This is a genomic window from Aquimarina sp. AWH4_224, from assembly GCF_056160245.1.
This window is the reverse complement of record NZ_JBSWWU010000016.1, coordinates 54,779-73,875: the sequence shown is the minus strand read 5'-3', so window position 1 is coordinate 73,875 and position 19,097 is coordinate 54,779. Positions and strand designations below refer to the sequence as shown.

Genomic DNA, 19,097 nt, shown 5'->3' with positions numbered 1-19,097 from the left:
GGTTTTATACGAACAAAGATCAAGTATTGATCTATTCTAAATTTACGATTTAAAAGAAAACTCTAGACGTGGTTTTTCCGCAAAATATTTAAGCCGAATGAATAAAACCTTTCAAAACCCGCGAAAAAACTGACAATTTGATAGGAAAAAAACTACAAGACGACTCGATAAACTTCAAAAAACCTACATATTACTTCTAAAAAAGTGTATTTCATCGTAATATACTAGTAAATAAAAACAAATATTTAACTATTAAAATAGTATAAAGCGCATGTTCTGCCTCTTAAAAAGTCAGATTGCAAGATATTACCTACATTTTTTTATCAAAAAAGAATATCTTTTCCTTCTAGGTAAACCAAAAAAACGCCTTTACAAAATGCAAAGGCGTTTTTTAATATTATTATGATGATTGTTAGTATCTACTTCACGATCACTTTTCTGGAAATTGTTCGATTTCCATCATTAACGTTGACCAGATATAAACCAGGTGCTACGCCATCTAGATGCACCTTATTATCGGTTACCTTACCTTTTTTTATGATTTTTCCTTGAACAGTAACCAAAGTGAAAGTAGCCTCTCTTTGATCTGCAACCTTAATCTTCATAAAATTGGATGTAGGATTAGGCGTTATTTTCGCAGCGAATACTTTTCCTTCTTCCTGCAAAACACCATCAGTTTTTATAACTTCCGAAGCACGAGTCGAGGACGTTCCTATATTTACCGTATAATCTTCTACTTCTCCATAACCAAAAGTCTCGCATGGTGTTGGTGCACCATTCCATTTCATCGCAACTCTCATTCTTGTGGTACCTGCTAGTGCAGAAGAAGGAACTGTGAACGTATAGGATAAGTTTCCTGCATTAGAAGTGGATCCAGTAACCACTTTCTCTGAAGACTCGAAAGAACCATTCTTATTAAAATCGATCCATACTCCCCAATGTTCTGTATACGATGCACTTCTAAATCCAATGCTTAGTACAATCGTATTCGAACCGTAAGGTAGATTTCCTGTCTGACTGGTAAAGTCACCATATCCACCATTTCCGGCCGTAGCATTGGCAATACCGCCAATACCAACATAATCAATAAACTCATAATTTACATTATTTCCTCTTGAGGCACAGTACACCAACACCTCACCAATAGTGGTAGTGTTGATCGATGCACTATTTGAAGCGTTATTGGCTGCATCGTAAGCAATCACTTCAAAAGTATAAGTTGTAGAAACCGACAATCCTGAAACAGAATAATTAGTTGTAGCAGTGGTTCCTAGTACTACTCCGTTTTGGATCACTTCATATTGAGTAACGCCAACATTGTCGGTAGAAGCATTCCAGCTTAGATCTAAAGTAGTTTGAGTAATATTGCTCGCACTAACTCCTGTTGGAGTTGTTGGAGCCTGGGTATCTGGACCAGAACCTCCTCCTCCATTAAAATTATGGTTTCCCAAATCATCAAAGGTATTCTGCGAAAAAGAATCCCATTCTGATACCGTATATGTTGTAGAAGGAGAAGAAATATTCGATTTTCTTCTCAAAGTAGTGTCTTTAGCAAAATTCGAAGAACCTCCATTAAATGTACCTACAATATCAATCAGGGTTCCGTTTTTGAATAATCCAACAGGGTCATTTCCATTAAACGTCATGCTAGAATCTCCGGTAGTAAGATCTGCAACATTTAATATTGCCGTACTTGCCGAGCTATTAGCCACTACAAAAACATCGTTATTAGCAAGAGTTCCTGATAGTGCAACTCCCGAAGACCAGGAACCAGAACCATTAGTTTGTCTTCTTAATTCGTATCCAGATAGATTTACTGATGAACCAGTATAATTGGCTATTTCTATGGCCTTGTTATTCGAAGACCCCTCTACATATTCAGAAATAAAAAGTTCTGTAGCGCTTCCTCCTCCCGAGGAATTATCCTGAGTAGTTACATTAACGGTATTACTATTACCAGAGATATTGCCTGCAGCATCTTTTGCTCTGACAAAGAAAGTGTATGATGTATTTGCAGATAAACCCGTTACTGAATAGTTATTTGACGTTGATGTTCCTAAAAACGTACTATTTCTATATACATCGTATCCCGTTACCCCTATATTATCGGTTGAAACATTCCAGGATAAATTTACCGAAGTTGTTGTAACACCGCTCGCAGTCAAGCTTGTTGGTGTTGAAGGTGCGACGGTGTCTTCTCCTCCGCCTCCGGTATTCCCAAAACGGTCTTCGGCTTGTGGCCCTCCCCAAATTTGAGTAGCGAATGCCGGATTATCTATAAAAGGATTTCTATTCCCTTGAATATTTTCTAAAATTGGGTTTCGTTGTAATTCTAATTGAGACACCGGATCTTCGGCATTCCATTCCAAGAATAACTGAAGCATATTTGCATCACTGCTGGCTGCAGTTCCCACCCCTACATTGGTAGGCAGACAACGACTTCCATATCTGATATACATATACATCATCATTCTAGCCACATCTCCTTTCCATTCATCCCCAGGATACCAATGTCCTTGTGCAGTTGCTCCAGAATTACCAGTACCATCTGCAAATTTCCTATTCCCTCTGGATGAGTTTCGTTGTACATCTGCTGGTCTAAGATGATGTGCATCCGATCCTGGTCCTTCGCTTCCTAAATTAGGCTGACCCAAAGATCTTGGGTATACGTGTTCCCTATTCCAATCGGTAGATCCTCCTCCGTTATTATTCACACCTCTGGTTCTATCCGTAGTCGAGTTGCCATCGGTATCATTATACCCATAAATCAAAAATACTCTGGAAGCATCATTAGGATCCAGATCTGTTTGTTGTAAAGCGTTCCAGACTCCAGGAGTATAGGTCAAAAAGTTGGTATGTGTATTGGTTACTTTTGCAGCTAGTTCATTTTGTAAAGCTGTGCCCGATAAAGTAAGATTTACATCATTATAGTATGATGGTACTTGGCCAGTTGCAATAGAGCAAATCGCCAACATTATCCAAAGTAATGTCTTTTTCATTGTGTTGAGAGTTAGTTTGTTAATCAATGCCGAAACTAAAATTATTTTGCTTAATCTGCTATTAGTAAATGTTACCAAATCATTATGTAGTATGTTGACAACCTGTGTTTTACGCCCTTAAAACAATTTAAAGTTCTAAAAATCAACAATTTACATTTTCAGCTTCTTGTTAATAAGTTATTTCTCACAATAGCTATAAGAAATTTACTTCAAACAGGATAATTGATACAAAAACCGCAAAAAGAATGTGGATTTGGAATATTTGATTTTCCTGTATTTAGTATACCTTTATTATGAATATTGATTATGAACACATCTGTAATTTTAGAATTAAACCAAGTTATACTTTTTGACTTAAATAGTTGAAAGATAATCATATCAGATCATACTCAATAAAACCTAATGACAGGCAAGCTTTAATCAGTTTGTCTGTCTTTCCCAAATAGCTACTCAGTCCTGTAAGTTCTTTTACAATTTTAATCAATAGACTAACTCTTAAATATTTAAACCATGAAAAAAATTCTAAACCTTAAGGATGTACAAGTATTAAACAAAAAAGATCAGCAAGAAATCAATGGGGCGTTTGGAGTACTAAGACCATACTGTAATGGTCCAAAAAGATGTTGTATCACCACTCCAAACGGCATTGTTTTTTGTGACTACGGTTATTGTCAATCCAATGGAAGTTGCGTTTGGGCGTAGGTATCTGTATTCACTTCTTGCCAATGTATTTATTGCATGAAACACTAATTTCGAAATTCATGCTGGTAACAGATTGAAAGCTTACAAAGCTGATAATAAATTTTGGTCCATAAGGAAAGAATGACGATAATGATCGTCATTCTTTTGTTTTATGTAGGTCTGTTACTATTATGAAAGTAGTTCAAATGACTGTTTAGCGATTTCTAATTCCTCATTAGTAGGTACTACCAGAATTTTCACTTTAGAAGTTGATACTGAAATATCTCTTGCCATTTTGGACCGTTCTTTATTCTTCTCTTTATCCAAATGGATTCCTAAGAAGTCCATATCCTCGCAAACCAGAGCTCTTACGGTATCAGAATTTTCGCCAATCCCCGCTGTAAATACAATCGCATCCAGTCCATTCATAATAGCCGCGTAAGCACCTATAAATTTTTTAATTCGATAAGCACTCATTTTTAATGCTAACCTACATGCTACATTTCCTTTTTCGGCTTCAGATTCAATATCTCTAAGGTCACTATATCCAGTTAATCCAAGCATACCACTTTCTTTCTGCAGAAGTGCATTTACTTCATCCAAAGAATATCCTAACGCATTTACCATATGAAAAATAACCGCTGGATCTATATCTCCAGAACGAGTACCCATAATCAATCCATTCATTGGTGCAAACCCTAGAGTATGGTCAATACTTTTACCATTTTCTATAGCGGTCATGCTACATCCATTACCCAAGTGGATACTTATAATTTTGGATTCTTCTTGTCCTAAAAAATCAATGGCTTTCTCGGATACGTATTTATGACTGGTCCCATGAAACCCATATAATCTGATGTTATGTTCTTCTAAAAACGAATTTGGAATCGCATATTTATAGGCTTCTACAGGAATCGTTTGATGATAGGCGGTATCAAAAACTGCAATTTGTTTAGCAGAATGGAATATTTCTTCAGCTACCAAAATCCCCTGCAAATTGGCTGGATTATGTAAAGGAGCCAAAGTTGCTAACTTCTTAATCTTATTTTTCACCTCTTCAGTAATGGTTACTGTTTGAGTAAACGTACTCCCACCATGTACAACCCTATGTCCAACAGCATTGATTTCTGAAGCAGATTTGAGCACACCTACTTTGGGATCCATCAAATAATTGGCGACCAACTGCAATCCTTCTTTATGATCTTTGATGTCTAGAACATTTTCTATTTTATCATCATCTGTCTTATAGCTTATTTTAGAATCCTGTAATCCTATTCGCTCCACCAGCCCAGAACAAATCACTTTGGCTTCTGGCATATGAAACAATTGGAATTTGATAGAAGAACTTCCTGAATTGAGTACTAATATTTGCATGATTTTCTTTTTATAGTCCTTGTGCCTGAATAGCTGTTATGATAACTGTGTTGTATACATCATCTACCGTACACCCTCTACTTAAATCATTTACTGGTTTATTTAAGCCTTGCAACATCGGTCCAATAGCTAGCGCTCCTGTTTCTCTTTGTACCGCTTTATACGTATTGTTTCCGGTATTTAAGTCCGGGAAAATTAATACACTGGCTTGTCCCGCTACTTCTGAGTTCGGTAGTTTACTTTGCCCCACTCTCATATCTACAGCGGCATCATACTGAATTGGCCCCTCTATCTTAAGATCAGGTTTTCTTTCTTTAACAATAGCTGTAGCGGCTCTAACGGTTTCCACATCCTCACCCTTTCCAGAAGTTCCGGAAGAATAAGACAACATGGCTACTTTAGGTTCAATTCCAAATGCAGCTGCAGATTCTGAAGAAGATATTGCAATCTCTGCCAGTTGCTCTGCATTCGGGTTTGGATTAATCGCGCAATCTCCAAATACAGATACTCTGTCCTCCAGACACATAAAAAACACAGATGACACTACCTTTACCCCTGGCCTTGTTTTAATGAACTGCAATGCAGGACGTATGGTATGTTGAGTAGTATGCACTGCCCCAGAAACCATTCCGTCTGCGTGACCTTTATAAATCATCATTGTTCCAAAATAAGAGACATCTGCCATCATATCCCTGGCCATATCCAGATTCACATTTTTATGCTTTCTCAACTCATAAAATGTCTGTACATAGTCCTCGTAATTCGGAGATTCTGTTGGGAAAACAACATTTACCTTATCAAAATCAATTGGAATATCAAGTTTGGTTGCCTTAGCTCTTAGTTTCTTTTCGTTTCCTATCAAGGTAATATCTACAACATCTGAAGCTAATAATCTTGACGTAGCCCTAAGGATTCTTTCATCAGAACCTTCTGGAAGAACAATGTGTTTCTTATGTTTTAAAGCACGTTTCAAAAGGTTGTATTGAAACATTCTCGGGGTTAAACCTTCGGATTTAAACGTAACTAGCTTTTCTGCCAAACGGTCTTCATTCACATATTTTTCGAATGTACTGATCGAAGTGTTTATTTTCTGTAGATTGTCTAAATAAATTCTGGATCTAATCGCTCCTATTTTATTCGTAATCGAGAAGGTACCGCTGGGCACCGATACAATAGGGAAGGATATCGAAACTCCTTCTATAAGATCTAAAATAGGTTTTTCAGGAACAATACCCCCCGTAAGAATAATCCCGGATATTTTTGGATAATTATCTGAGATATTCGCTTGTAACACTCCCAGTATGATATCGGCACGATCACCTGGTGTAATCACCAAGCTATTGTCTTTGATATGTGTTAGGTAATTACGTAATTGCATTGCTCCCACTCCATAATTACCCGCTTGATTATTCAGGTATTCCTTACCAAACAACACAGTTCCTTCCAGTTCATTTACAATTTCTTTTACTGTAGGATTGATAAGGGCATCTATTTTTGGTATTACTATATTATCTACTCCATTACCAAAATTCTTGTTGAAGGCAGACTGCAATTCATCTTCACAACCTGGAGTTACTTTGTTGGCTACCATAGCTAATACTTCAACATCTTTACTATTGAATGTATCCAATGCTAATTTGAGATTACCAACGATTTCTTCATTTTTCTTATCTACACCACTAGCAACAATCACTGCAGGAATCCCAAGGTTTTTGGCGATAATCACATTGATATCAAACTCAATGATACTTCCTTCGTCTGAAAAATCAGTTCCTTCTACCAGAATAAAATCGAATCGTTCTTCCAGATTCTTATACTTTCGGATGATTTCGTCTATAATCTCTCCGGATTTTCCTTTATTATACTTCTGAAGTACTTCACTTCTTGTAAAGGCATAGGCATTTTTGAAATTAATATCCAATTCGAAGTGAGAAATTACGGTGTTGATATGATTATCTACTTCTCCTTCTTTAGGATCATCAATAATTGGTCTGAAATACCCTACTCGGGCTACCTTTCCTAATAGCATACGCATCATACCTAAAACCACAATAGATTTACCACTATTAGGTTCGATGGTTGCTATATAAACAGCTTTACTCATGGTTATAAATTTGGTTGGTGCAAAGATAGTTCAAACAATAGATCTAACATCTCATTCTACCTGAATGAACTCATTTATATTTTCCCTTCATAATATTAACAAAAGTAATTTGATATCCATAAAAAAAGGTTTAGAAATACTCTAAACCTTTTGCATTCTAAATAATATGTTGTGTCACCTAGTTGATATCTTCACCTTTTTTCAGCTTTTCTAATTCTCCAGTAAGACGTTGCTTAAATCTATCCGGTGCTTTTGTCATCGAAGTATTGATTGCTTTGATTGCATTTTTAAAGTCTCCTGTTGCTGCGTATCCTTTGGCTAACCCATAGTTAGAAGGCCATGCTCCATTAGAGTTCTTTACATTGTCTTTAAGAATTGCTAAGGCTTTATCTTTTTGACCTTGACCAATGAGTCCAGTTCCTAGTCTAAAGACCTCGGTTGCATTACCTAATTTGGCTGCTTTATCAACAAAAGTCATCGCTTCAGCTGTTTTACCCTGTTTTGCTAATATATTAGATTTAAGTGATAGGTTACCAAAAGTTTCCTTACTAAAGAAATTACCACTAATAGAAGCATTCACCCATTCTAATGCTTTATCTAATTTTCCTGCATTAAACGCATAATTGGCTGCATTATCCCAGTTTGTTTGCGTAAACCCAGGAGAGTTTCTTAGATCGCTTTCGATTCCTTTCATAACAATATCTGCTACATCTACTTCAATCTTAAAAGGAATTTCCTTTTTCTCCCAACGTAGTGCAGCTACAGCACTGTTGGCTTCAAATTCTGGAAATGAAAATGTCAATACTTCAGTATGAGGAACTTCTTTGGTTTGCACATCTACACGTAAAGCATCATTCTTTTCATCATAAAAATAGCTTCCCCAGGCATTATTATCTTTTGAAAAAATAACGGTTGCTCCACCATCTTCTTTTACTGCGATATGTAATCCATATTTCCCCGCACTAATGTTTTTACCTTCTACCTTTACATCGTGGGAAAATTCTATGATCGTGTTATTGTTAGCTCCTGCTCTCCAGGGAGCAGCTGTAGAAGTACCAAACCCAAGGTTGTTATATCCATAAGGAACCAATTTCCCCCAGATTTCTCGTTCTTTTACACTTGGTCTACCATAATCGATAGTGATATCTGTAATCCCAACACGTTGAGATACTTTTCCTCTTTGACTGCCTTCTGGTACATTAAGTTGGGCATTCGCTTGTGTACCCATTAACATTAATGCCCCAAACAGACATATAGAAAATTGTTTAAGTGATTTCATGACTGACATTTTTGAAATAAATATTTTAATTAAAACTATAGGTCACCAATTTAAATTGTTAAAACGAATCCAGATGTTACCTAAGTGTTAAACTCCAAATGAAAGTCATAATTGATTGTTAAAGCCTACTACTCAGAAGCGAGCTCTGTTACAAATCGCTCAAATTCTGCTGTAAACTCTTCATACTTTTTTCCCGTAGCTGGTCCGTTGAATCCAGTATGAATACGTCTAACCTCTCCTTTTTTATCTACAAAAATTGTAGTAGGATAGGACAACACATGGTTTAACATTGGTAGTTTCTCTTGTGCCTTTTTCTTATCGGATGTACCGTGCTGAGCTAATAAAATAGGATATGGTACATTTAATTTCTTTTGTAAACGATGTATCGACGCTACCGCTCTTTCCTTTGTTTTTGCATATTCAAAAGCAAGTGCAACAAAAGCGACATCTTTTTCTTTATTCTTATTATAAAAATCTACGTAATACTTGGTCTCATCCATACAATTAGGACACCAGGTTCCCATGATCTGTACAATTACGGCCTTGTCTTTAAATCGATCATCGTCTAATGAAACCATAGCACCTTCGGTATCCGGAAAACTAAATTCTAAACCATCATAACCTTCCTTAATAAAAGTCAAGCTATCTTCTGAAGGTAATTCATACTCCTCATTTCTTTTGGCAACGAATGGTTCTTTCCAATGGTTTCCCGAATAGAAATTTCCGTTTAGAGTGCTATCGGTAACTTTACCCGTAAACAAAAACGCATGTGCTCCATCAAAGGTAGAGAGCTGTAATTGATCACCATTTATAACACCTTCTAGATAACGATAATCTCCGGTAGTAGTTCTAAATGTACCCGAAACTATATTTCCGTTCTGATTAAAAATGCCTTTTGCTATGTAGCGATCTTCTTCGTTATCCTGACTAAAAACTGTTTCCCAATTTCCGGTAATATTTGTAGAAGGAGGAGTAGCAATATCAAATCGATCTTGTTCTCCAAAAGTAGCTTTGAAAGGAACAACCCGGTCCAAACTTTCTTTTATAAAACTTCCTGAGATCGTAAGAGAATCTTCAAATTTGGCAGCAACATACCCTTCAAAAACCGGGAATTTTATCTTTATAGAATCTCCATAAATTTCTACTTCATCTACATCTATAACTTCTTCTGCATTAAATATTTTTAGCGTTTCATCTTCCATTACCTCAAAAAGAAACGGAAGTTCTTCGTTATCCTGAACAGTAAGAGAAGCTCGCCAAGGTCCTTCTAAAAGATCTATAGGTTGTTTTTTATCCTCTTTCTTACAACTCACTAAAAAAATAGTAAGTAAAGCCCCAGTTATTATTTGTGTTTTCATATTCTTATGATTCTATATTTTAAGTATTGCACCAGAACACTTGTCATTTATCCAATTGTAAATAAAAGTTCTTTTTTTCAAGAATTCAAATAAAAAATGCCCAGAAAAAATCTTCCAGACATTTTGATTTATTTATGAGGAGCATTATGTATTAATTATCTCCTGAGTTTCTTCTTTTTTTCGATTCTGAAGACTGTTTTCGCCTTCTATCTTTCTCTGCAATGGCTCTTATACGTCTCGCACGATCTCTTTTTGCTTCCTTTCTAGAAGTTCTTTTTCTCTTAGCGACTGCTTCTTTCATTCCAGCCCCTTCTTCTTTCCCAGTCTTTTTCCTAACCTTAGTAGTCTCTTCTTTCTTCTTTCTATCTACCTTTCTTTGAGCAAATCCATCATGACCTGCGAAAAGCAAAAAGGTAAATAGCAATACCATTAGTTTTATTCCTTTCATATTTTAGTATTTAGGGCTTACTAGTTATCAAAAATAAGCATTTACTTTTGATATTTAATATTTTACACTCAATCCAATAAATAAGATCCCTAAAAATTTGTTGAACATCTATAATTCAAGAAACTAAAATTACCTTGTTGATAACCTCACATTCTTGTTTGTTTGCTCTGCTCAATATATTATCTTTACCGACTAAAATCAGAATAATCATCAATGAAAATTTCTTATAACTGGTTAAAACAGTTTATTCATATAGATTGGGACGCAGAAAAAACCGGAGAGTTACTAACCGATTTAGGTCTTGAAGTAGAAGGTATTGACACCTATCAGAGTGTAAAAGGAGGATTAGAAGGTGTAGTAGTAGGCCAGGTCTTGAGTTGCGAAAAGCATCCAAATGCGGATAAACTTAAAATTACAAAAGTAGATTTGGGGAACGGAGAACCAGTTCAAATCGTATGTGGTGCTCCCAATGTGGCTGCAGGTCAAAAAGTTCCTGTAGCAACTATTGGTACAAATCTATATGACGACAAGGGAGAAAAATGGACCATTAAGAAAGGGAAAATTCGCGGAGAAGAAAGTCACGGAATGATTTGTGCTGAAGACGAACTTGGTCTTGGAAGCAGTCATGACGGAATTATGGTGTTGGATGCAGATATTTCTGTGGGTACAAAAGCGTCGGAAGTTTTTGATATTGAAAATGATCATATTTTTGAAATCGGACTTACTCCAAACCGTGCGGATGCTATGAGTCATTGGGGTACTGCTCGTGATCTTAAAGCTGGACTTTTACAAAAAGACATCAATCTAGAACTTATTACTCCTTCGGTTAGTAATTTTACTGTAGAAAATCGATTACATAAAATTGATATTGAAGTAGCTGATGCTGACTTAGCTCCAAGATATTGTGGTGTTACCATTTCGGATATCGAGGTGAAAGAATCTCCTACATGGTTACAACATCGATTAAAAGCCATTGGAATTACCCCAAAAAACAATGTGGTGGATATTACCAATTATGTACTACATGAACTGGGGCAACCATTACACGCTTTTGATGCACAATACATTGAAGGAAATAAAATCGAAGTAAAAACTTTGCCGGCTGGCACTAAGTTTACTACTCTTGATGAAGTTGAACGAGAACTTCATGAAGAAGACCTGATGATTTGTGATGCAAAAAAACCACTGTGTATTGCAGGTGTTTTTGGAGGAATCAATTCCGGAGTAACCGAAAAAACGACTACCGTATTTCTAGAAAGTGCATATTTTAATCCAGTAAGTGTTAGAAAAACAGCAAAACGACATGGATTAAATACTGATGCTTCATTCAGGTTTGAAAGAGGCATCGATCCAAATATTACAGAATATGCTCTAAAAAGAGCCGCTTTACTTATTAAAGAATTGGCTGGAGGTACGATCTCTAGTGAAATTACTGACCTGTACCCAAAGAAAATTGAGGATTTCCAAGTCTTTTTGTCTTATGAAAATGCAACAAAGTTGATTGGTGAAGAGATTCCACAGGATACGATCAAAAGTATTTTGTCTTCTTTGGATATCAAGATCAATAGTGTATCTGAATCAGGAACTGGACTTACCATTCCTGCGTACAGAAATGATGTACAAAGAGAGGCAGATGTGATTGAAGAAATCTTACGAGTATATGGATACAACAATATTGGATTCACTCAAAAGTTAAATGCTTCTATTGCTAACATAGATAAGTTTGCAGATCACACTGTACAAAACACGATATCTAATCAATTAATTGGACAAGGGTTTAATGAAATGATGGCCAATTCATTGACCTCTCCAGAATATATTCAACTTAGTGAGCAGCTTAATGAATCACATAATGTGGAAATGCTGAATCCATTGAGCAATGATCTTGCGGTATTACGTCAGTCGATGTTGTATTCAGGATTAGAAGCGGTATCGTACAATATCAACAGAAAACGAGCTGACCTTAAGTTCTTTGAGTTTGGTAAGACGTACCACAATTATGATGATTCTCGCGTAGAAAACAAGCATTTGAGTCTTATTGTTACTGGAAACAGAACCGTAGAAAGTTGGAAAAACAGTAAGCAACCCACTGATTTCTTTTATTTGAAAGGAGTTATCCTATCGATTTTAGAACGATTGGGATTAACCAGGCTCAAAACTACTGCTGTAAAAAATGATCAGTTTGCCGAGGGGATTTCAATCAGCCTTGGAAAAGCAAAATTGGTAGATTTTGGTATCCTAAAAAGATCTGTTTTAAAACATTTCTCTATTTCTCAAGAAGTATTATATGCTGATTTTAATTGGGATAATGTTCTGGAGTACGCAAAGCATACCAAAATTAAGTTTAAGGAAATTCCAAAATTCCCAGAAGTAAGAAGAGACTTTGCATTGCTGTTAGACAATACCGTTTCTTTTGAAGAGATTCAAACCATTGCCAAACAAACGGAAAAACAATTGCTAAAGGAAATCAATTTGTTTGATGTTTATCAGGGAAAAAACCTTCCTAATGGCAAAAAGTCATATGCGGTTAGTTTTATTTTTCAAGACGATAAAAAAACGCTTACAGATAAACAAGTAGATAAAGTAATGAAAAAACTTCAAGGTAATTTTGAAAACAAACTTGGAGCAGAATTGAGATAAATCTTCTATTTATAAACGCTTTTAAAAGTCCTGATAATTTTGAATCAGGACTTTTTTTGTTTATCATATCATTAAATTTACCCTTTAGTCCCTATTATACCTTAAAATGACAGATAGGTGACACCTAAATGTCGTAACAAAAACGAGGCGCTATTGATAGCTTTGTTTCAACTAAAAATTAAAAATCATGAATGATCAATCAATAGCGAAAAATTTACTCTATCAACGAAAGAAAAAAGGATATACTCAAGAAGAACTCTCGGTAAAAACTACAGTCACCATACGAACTATACAACGTATTGAAAAAGGTGAAGTTCGACCTCACTTACAAACCATTAAGCTCCTGGCCAATGCTTTGGAAATAGAAGTTGAAGACCTTCTGGTCTTAGAAAACCCAAAAGAAGAAGACATTCAAAAAAAATGGCTTTTATTAATGCATGGTGTTCCTATTTTGGGAATGGTCATTCCTCTTTGCAATATCCTCATTCCTCTATTCTTATGGATTCATAAACGTGAAGACAATAAAGTGTACGATCAACATGGGAGAGCTATTGTAAATTTTCAAATCACCATGACTATTTTACTTGCCTTATCATTCATCGCACTGGTAACAATACAGAGAATTGGGTTTCTCCTATTCATTGCTGTTATACCCTACACCCTAATCGTTATGATTATCAATTTGATATCGGCAATAAATTCACAAAAATGCTACTATCCACCATCTATACCATTTCTAAGAAGGAAAACCAACAATTTAAAGAATTTAGGGATTCTGTTGGTTCTTACCACATTTTTGATCACAGGATGTAATGGCAAAAGCCCCATTACTGATAATGTAACCAGGTTGGATGGATCTACGATATCCAAGGATTCTTTAACCCTAAAAATTAATCAACTTTTACAAAAAGCGAATGTGCATGGTGCTGCTGTAACAGTACTAAATGACAATGAAATCAGTTATCAAAAGGTTTTTGGATACAAAAACTATGAGAAAAAAGAGTTTTTAAACGATTCATCAAATATATACGGAGCTTCTTTTAGCAAATCCGTTTTTGCTATACTTGTCATGAAATTGGTAGAAGAAAACGTAATTGATTTGGATACCCCTTTGGAATCCTATCTTCCAAAAAAAATCTATGAATACAAGCCACTTACAAGATGGCATGATGATTTTTCAGATTTAAAAAACGACACCTTATATCACAAAATCACAGCTCGAATGTGCCTTAATCACACCACTGGTTTTAATAACTATCGCTGGTTTGAGAAAGATCAGAAATTAAGAGTGAATTTTGAACCAGGGAGCAAATATGGATATTCGGGAGAAGGATATATCTACTTACAGGTAGTTCTTGAAAAAATCTTAAACAGAAGTTTAGAAGATCTAGCTCAGGAAAAAATCTTCATTCCATTAGCTATGAATAATTCTAGCTATCAATGGAATAACAAATTTGAAAAGGATTTTGCTTATGGACATTCCTCTTCTGGTGAAACAAGACCAAAAGATATTGATAACGAACCAAGAGGTGGTGGTACGCTAGAAACATCTGCTATAGATTATAGTCTATTCTTAGAAGCAGTATTACAACAAAAAATCATTAGCCAGGATTCATGGAATAAGATCTTTACGCCTCAGATTAGAATACGATCAGAAAGACATTTTGGTCCATATTCTTCTAGAACAACCGATACCTATGATGCTATTCATTTAAGTTCAGGTTTAGGGTGGAATCTATTTACTACACCTTATGGTATTGGAGCTTTTAAGGGAGGGCATAGTGATGACGGGTTTCAGCATTATTCTATTGTATTTCCTTCAACTGGGAAAGGCATTATGATCATGACCAATAGCGATAACGGAAATACCATTTTTAAAGAACTTTTAGAAGTCGCTTTAGGTGATACGTTTACCCCTTGGAAATGGAATAATTACATTCCATACAATGAAGATTAGCATACAATTGGACAATAAAAAAACCGGAAGCTTGGCTTCCGGTTTTTTTATTATTGTTTTGAAGGTTTTTTAGTTGCCTCCTTCTAAAGCCTTAAGCTTATTTTTCATTTCGTCAGCCTTAGGATCGTCTAACTGATAAAAGATATTCATTAAAGTACGAACAGCTTCTACATTATCAGGATTGCTTTTTAAAGCTCCTTCCAAATAAGGAACAGCACTTCTATAAACGTCTTCTCTTTTCTTTTTCAATACATCATAACGCTTGTAATCTTTACTAGAAGTACCAAGGTTATTCATCTCATCAACGATAGCCTTTTCTTTTCCAAGGATCAATGCTGCAACGTTGATTTGTGCTGCAGTATAGTCTGGCTTTAACTCTAAAGTTTTCTTATAGTAATCTAGTGCCTGGTCATTATCTCCAAGACGAGAAGCACTAACCCCTAGATTATATAACAAGTCTGGGTTTTCAGGATCATTTGCAACGATCTGCTCCATAATTTCCTTATACTTTTCGAGATTACCTAATTTATAGAATACATCTGCTTCAGCTTGTAATAAAGAAGTATCATTAGGATTCTCTACTTTAGCATCTTCAATTGCTTTCATTGCTTCTTCATCTTTACCTTGAGTGATATAGATCAATGCAATATTCTTAGCAATCTCTCCTTTTTTAGAATCAGTAACACGCTCTTCCGGCTTGATGTGAGTTCCTGACTTCACGATAAGATCTCTGGTCTGCTTAGAGTCGAATGGCTCTACTTCACCAGTTTCCTTGTTGGTCGCTACAAATTCTGTGGCAACACCGCTAAACCCAATCGTTTTTAATTCGTTGTAGTATTTAAGAGCTGTATCATAATCCTTACCATTCACAGCATTTCCTGCTGCATAATAAAGATAGATAGTATCTTGCTTGTTTGTTTTATAACTTACATATAACTTTTCAGAAGCGTCTTTATAATTCTTAGCATTCTGATCTTTGATAGCTCCTTCTACCAAAGCTTGACGTAAAGTTTGTAATTTTTGAGAAGCATCAGCTGTATACTTCGAACTTCCAGCTTCTTTCTCTATTTCCATTGCTTTCACATAAGCATTGGCAGCTCCTTCCATTTTGTCTACTGATTCTCCAGCAGTACCAGAAAGTACTTGAGCTTTTAAATAGTAAAACTGCGCTTTTAATTTAGCCTCAGCTCCATCCATTTGTGATTCTGCTGCATTCAATGCATCAGCAGCTGCATCCAAATTACCCGACTTTACATTTTTGTTGGCCGCTTTTAAAGCTTTTGCTGCTTCTTTTTGAGAAAATCCAATAGTACTAATCGCTAGGAATAACACTAAGATAAATTTAGTCTTCATTACTCGTCTTTTTTTTAATGGGATTTAATTATTCTTCAGTTTTCTTATCAATATTCGTGCCATCTCCGGCATCTTCAGTATCTATATTTGCTTCGGCGATTTCGTCAGCATTTTCTGCGTTCTCCAAATCATCTTCATCGTGCATTACTTTTGCTACCGCAGCAATAGAATCTTTACCTTTTAAGTTAATCAATCGAACCCCCTGAGTGGCACGACCCATTACCCTTAAATCTTCGACCGAAAGTCTTATCGCGATACCCGATTTATTGATGATCATCAAATCATCCAAATCAGTTACATTCTTTATCGCTACTAAGTTTCCAGTCTTATCAGTTACAGAAATGGTTTTAACACCCTTACCTCCTCTATTGGTAATTCTATAATCTTCTAGTTTTGAACGTTTTCCGTATCCGTTTTCTGACACTACTAAGATATTACTTTCCATGTCATTTACGGCAACCATACCAATTACTTCGTCTTTTTCATCTGCCAATCTAATTCCTCTAACTCCAGATGCTCCTCTACCCATAGGTCGAGTTTTCTCCTCTTCAAAGCGTATCGCTTTTCCAGATTTTACAGCGAGCATTACCTGACTTTTACCGTCGGTAAGTTTAGCTTCTAGTAACTCATCTTCGTCCTTAATGGTAATGGCATTGATTCCATTCGTTCTCGGTCTGGAATATTGTTCCAAAGATGTCTTTTTGACCTGACCTTTTTTCGTTGCCATTATGACATAGTGTGAATTGATATACTCTTCGTCTTTTAAATCCTGAGTACATATAAATGCTTTCACTTTGTCATCCTGACTGATATTGATCAAATTCTGGATGGCTCTACCTTTTGAAGTTTTACTTCCTTCTGGTATTTCGTATACGCGCATCCAGAAACATTTTCCTTTTTGAGTAAAGAACAACATGTATTGGTGGTTAGTACCCACAAACAGATGTTCTAAGAAGTCTTCATTACGAGTAGTACTTCCTTTTTGTCCAACTCCTCCTCTATTTTGTTTCTTATACTCGTTTAACGATGTTCTTTTGATATATCCTGCATGAGAAATGGTAATCACCACCTTTTCATCAGGGATCATATCCTCTATACTAAGATCACCACCTGCATATTCTATTTGAGAACGACGCTCATCCCCGTATTTTTCCTGTACTTCGATCAGCTCTTCTTTGATGATATCCATTCGACGTTCTTTTTTATCAAGAATGTCTTTTAAATCTTCAATGGTTTTCATCAACTCTTCGTACTCTGCACGAAGTTTATCTTGCTCCAGTCCTGTAAGCTGTCTCAATCGCATTTCTACAATTGCCTTGGCTTGTATCTCAGATAATTTGAAACGCTCAATCAACTTCTCACGAGCCTCCTCCGCATTTGCAGAGGCACGAATCAATGCAATCACTTCGTCAATATTATCTGAAGCTATGATTAATCCTTCTAATATGTGTGCTCTTTCTTCGGCTTTTCTTAATTCATATTTTGTACGGCGTACAACCACATCGTGTCTGTGCTCTACAAAATGATGAATCATTTCTTTTACATTCAACAACTGCGGTCTTCCTTTTACAAGTGCAATATTATTTACACTAAAAGAAGATTGAAGCGCAGTGTACTTATATAAAAGGTTCAATACAATATTAGGTATTGCATCTCTTTTCAAGACATAAACGATACGCATTCCTTTACGATCGGATTCATCTCGAATCGAAGAAATACCATCTATCTTTTTATCATTCACCAAATCGGCAGTCTTCTTAATCATGTCTGCCTTATTGACCTGATAAGGTATTTCGGTAACGATAATACACTCTCTACCATTTACCTCTTCAAAACTGGCTTTACCTCGCATTACGATTCTACCACGACCTGTTTTGAATGCTTCTCTTACGCCGTCATATCCATAAATGATACCTCCCGTTGGAAAATCAGGAGCTTTGATATGAGTCATTAGCTCATCAATCTCGATATCATTGTTATCGATATAAGCGATAGTACCATCCACAACTTCGCTTAAGTTATGTGGTGGCATATTGGTTGCCATACCTACTGCAATACCTGAAGCACCATTAATCAATAATCCCGGAACTCTTGTAGGAAGTACTGTTGGTTCTTGTAATGTATCGTCAAAATTAAAGGTATGATCTACTGTATCTTTTTCTATATCCGCAAGCATGTCTTCGGATATCTTTCTCATTCTTGCCTCGGTATAACGCATTGCTGCCGGACTGTCCCCATCTACAGACCCAAAGTTACCCTGGCCATCAACCAACATATATCTCAAACTCCATTCCTGGGCCATACGAACCATAGTGTCGTATACCGAAGTATCCCCGTGTGGGTGATATTTACCTAGAACTTCCCCTACAATTCTAGCTGATTTTTTGTGGGCGCTACTAGCTCTTACTCCCAATTCATACATACCATATAATACACGTCGATGTACTGGCTTTAAACCGTCTCTAACATCTGGAAGTGCACGAGATACAATAACTGACATCGAATAATCGATGTAAGCCGATTTCATCTCATCCTCAATATTAATAGGTATAAGTTTTTCTCCTTCTGCCATAAAAACTTTTTTCTGAAATTGAATTATTAAACGCGCTAATTTAAGTAAATTAAGACGTTTTTAACACCCAATTACCTATGTAATATACGCAATTTATTAACAAAAATAGTACTTGGTATCGTTAATAAGTCTATAAACATAGGTTTTGATTATTACAGCTTTTTTTGTCTATTTACCAAGAAATGCAAAAAAAGAGAATCGATCAGGTCATCGATTTTAGTGAAAATTGGGCAAAACTACATGACAAATTAGCCTTTTGTAACAATATATTTGTTAATCATCGATTAAAAGGAATAGTTTTTGCCATAGTAATTCCAAAAATTATTATTTTA

General features: G+C 35.9%; 11 protein-coding genes. 3 read left to right on the top strand and 8 right to left on the bottom strand.

Features of this window, described 5'->3' with window-relative positions:
• Positions 1 to 419: 419 nt before the first annotated feature.
• Positions 420 to 2,999 carry an endonuclease gene (locus ACXAGJ_RS22800; protein WP_474843253.1) on the bottom strand — a complete coding sequence of 860 codons (2,580 nt, stop codon included), beginning with the start codon at positions 2,997 to 2,999 and terminating at the stop codon, positions 420 to 422.
• A 510-nt stretch (positions 3,000 to 3,509) separates the two neighbouring features.
• On the opposite strand from ACXAGJ_RS22800, the gene ACXAGJ_RS22795 reads away from it, so the two are divergent.
• A complete protein-coding gene (locus ACXAGJ_RS22795) occupies positions 3,510 to 3,701 on the top strand; it encodes a hypothetical protein (protein ID WP_474843251.1) in 192 nt (63 codons plus the stop codon).
• Positions 3,702 to 3,869: 168 nt separating this feature from the next.
• Here ACXAGJ_RS22795 and ACXAGJ_RS22790 read toward each other — a convergent pair whose 3' ends face one another.
• The 5 genes from ACXAGJ_RS22790 to ACXAGJ_RS22770 form a co-directional block, all read right to left on the bottom strand.
• Positions 3,870 to 5,054 carry an acetate/propionate family kinase gene (locus tag ACXAGJ_RS22790; RefSeq protein WP_474843249.1) on the bottom strand — a complete coding sequence of 395 codons (1,185 nt, stop codon included), beginning with the start codon at positions 5,052 to 5,054 and terminating at the stop codon, positions 3,870 to 3,872.
• Between the two features lie 10 nt (positions 5,055 to 5,064).
• Positions 5,065 to 7,158, bottom strand: coding sequence for a phosphate acetyltransferase (gene pta, locus ACXAGJ_RS22785; protein ID WP_474843247.1), 2,094 nt, complete (start codon positions 7,156 to 7,158; stop codon positions 5,065 to 5,067).
• Between the two features lie 178 nt (positions 7,159 to 7,336).
• Complete coding sequence (locus ACXAGJ_RS22780) at positions 7,337 to 8,437, bottom strand: DUF2911 domain-containing protein (RefSeq protein ID WP_474843245.1); 1,101 nt, start codon at positions 8,435 to 8,437, stop codon at positions 7,337 to 7,339.
• A gap of 128 nt (positions 8,438 to 8,565) precedes the next feature.
• Positions 8,566 to 9,795, bottom strand: coding sequence for a peroxiredoxin family protein (locus ACXAGJ_RS22775; protein ID WP_474843243.1), 1,230 nt, complete (start codon positions 9,793 to 9,795; stop codon positions 8,566 to 8,568).
• 151 nt (positions 9,796 to 9,946) lie between these two features.
• Positions 9,947 to 10,243 carry a hypothetical protein gene (locus ACXAGJ_RS22770; protein WP_474843241.1) on the bottom strand — a complete coding sequence of 99 codons (297 nt, stop codon included), beginning with the start codon at positions 10,241 to 10,243 and terminating at the stop codon, positions 9,947 to 9,949.
• 213 nt (positions 10,244 to 10,456) lie between these two features.
• Here ACXAGJ_RS22770 and pheT point away from each other — a divergent pair, with 213 nt between their 5' ends.
• Positions 10,457 to 12,883, top strand: a complete 2,427-nt coding sequence (gene pheT / locus ACXAGJ_RS22765; RefSeq protein WP_474843239.1) for a phenylalanine--tRNA ligase subunit beta — start codon at positions 10,457 to 10,459, stop codon at positions 12,881 to 12,883.
• 187 nt (positions 12,884 to 13,070) lie between these two features.
• Positions 13,071 to 14,840, top strand: coding sequence for a serine hydrolase (locus tag ACXAGJ_RS22760; protein ID WP_474843237.1), 1,770 nt, complete (start codon positions 13,071 to 13,073; stop codon positions 14,838 to 14,840).
• Positions 14,841 to 14,909: 69 nt separating this feature from the next.
• Here the strand turns inward: ACXAGJ_RS22760 and ACXAGJ_RS22755 are convergent, their stop codons facing one another.
• Entirely contained in the window at positions 14,910 to 16,193 is a 1,284-nt protein-coding gene (locus tag ACXAGJ_RS22755) for a tetratricopeptide repeat protein (RefSeq protein ID WP_474843235.1), read from the bottom strand.
• Between the two features lie 28 nt (positions 16,194 to 16,221).
• Positions 16,222 to 18,765, bottom strand: coding sequence for a DNA gyrase subunit A (gene gyrA / locus ACXAGJ_RS22750; protein ID WP_473280345.1), 2,544 nt, complete (start codon positions 18,763 to 18,765; stop codon positions 16,222 to 16,224).
• Positions 18,766 to 19,097: the final 332 nt, after the last annotated feature.

What these genes read in the sequence shown, in the direction of transcription:
- ACXAGJ_RS22800 (WP_474843253.1), bottom strand. Translation starts at nt 2,999, where the DNA reads ATGAAAAAGACATTACTTTGGATAATGTTGGCGATTTGCTCTATTGCA.
- ACXAGJ_RS22795 (WP_474843251.1), top strand. Translation starts at nt 3,510, where the DNA reads ATGAAAAAAATTCTAAACCTTAAGGATGTACAAGTATTAAACAAAAAA.
- ACXAGJ_RS22790 (WP_474843249.1), bottom strand. Translation starts at nt 5,054, where the DNA reads ATGCAAATATTAGTACTCAATTCAGGAAGTTCTTCTATCAAATTCCAA.
- pta (WP_474843247.1), bottom strand. Translation starts at nt 7,158, where the DNA reads ATGAGTAAAGCTGTTTATATAGCAACCATCGAACCTAATAGTGGTAAA.
- ACXAGJ_RS22780 (WP_474843245.1), bottom strand. Translation starts at nt 8,437, where the DNA reads ATGAAATCACTTAAACAATTTTCTATATGTCTGTTTGGGGCATTAATG.
- ACXAGJ_RS22775 (WP_474843243.1), bottom strand. Translation starts at nt 9,795, where the DNA reads ATGAAAACACAAATAATAACTGGGGCTTTACTTACTATTTTTTTAGTG.
- ACXAGJ_RS22770 (WP_474843241.1), bottom strand. Translation starts at nt 10,243, where the DNA reads ATGAAAGGAATAAAACTAATGGTATTGCTATTTACCTTTTTGCTTTTC.
- pheT (WP_474843239.1), top strand. Translation starts at nt 10,457, where the DNA reads ATGAAAATTTCTTATAACTGGTTAAAACAGTTTATTCATATAGATTGG.
- ACXAGJ_RS22760 (WP_474843237.1), top strand. Translation starts at nt 13,071, where the DNA reads ATGAATGATCAATCAATAGCGAAAAATTTACTCTATCAACGAAAGAAA.
- ACXAGJ_RS22755 (WP_474843235.1), bottom strand. Translation starts at nt 16,193, where the DNA reads ATGAAGACTAAATTTATCTTAGTGTTATTCCTAGCGATTAGTACTATT.
- gyrA (WP_473280345.1), bottom strand. Translation starts at nt 18,765, where the DNA reads ATGGCAGAAGGAGAAAAACTTATACCTATTAATATTGAGGATGAGATG.